Origin of the sequence: Idiomarina sp. UBA4206 (assembly GCF_002383015.1) — a bacterium.
Taxonomy (GTDB): Bacteria; Pseudomonadota; Gammaproteobacteria; order Enterobacterales; family Alteromonadaceae; genus Idiomarina; species Idiomarina abyssalis.
In genome coordinates this window covers 49,431-50,132 of sequence record NZ_DFTS01000039.1, presented here as the reverse complement: position 1 = coordinate 50,132, position 702 = coordinate 49,431, and the positions used below count along the sequence as shown (strand labels likewise).

1 protein-coding gene is annotated in these 702 nt (G+C 49.0%); it reads right to left on the bottom strand.

What is annotated here, in order from left to right:
• Nucleotides 1-702, bottom strand: a 702-nt coding sequence (locus tag B3180_RS08285; RefSeq protein ID WP_286843966.1) for an aminoglycoside phosphotransferase family protein, incomplete at both ends; no start/stop codon positions are given.

The window sequence follows — 702 nt, the reverse complement described above, 5'->3', positions numbered from 1 at the left end:
CTGCCATTGTTCAGGCTCGATCTGAGCTGCCAAATGGTTTGACTGAACGAGCCTTTGCCGCAAGCCCTCACCCAGTTCAGCCACCCATTCATCGGGCCACTCAATATAGCAGTCTCGTAACAGCGATACCGCATCGTAGGTGACCGGTCCCAGCACCGCATCCTGAAAATCAATAACCCCAATGCTGTCGTCATCCAACAGCATTAAATTACGTGAGTGGTAATCTCTGTGCACCCCAACCTGAGGCTGTTCCAGTGCATTATCAATAAGTTGCTGGCTGAATTGCTGCCAAATTTCCTGGTCTTCATTATTCCAGTTAAGGTTTAAGTGAGTCTGGAGCAGCCAGTCTTTAAACAACGACAACTCGCGTTTGAGCAAAGCCGTGTCGAACGCAGGCAATTCACCTAACTCGGTACTGCGTACTGACATAATATTCGGCAAAGCAGCTAAAGCTTGCTGGTAATACTGCCGGGCATTACGAGGGTGTAGCTTACTGAGCAACAAAATCTGGCCGAAATCTGACTGCAACATAAAACCTTGCTCGGTATCGGCTGCGATAATTTCAGGCACAGTAACGCCAGCATCAGCGTACGCTTGTGCAACCGCCAAAAAAGGTTCCATAGGTTCCTTTTCCGGTGGACAGTCAACCGCTATCAGGCTTTCTTTTCCGTTAGTTGCCCGAAAATAACGACGGAAACTGGC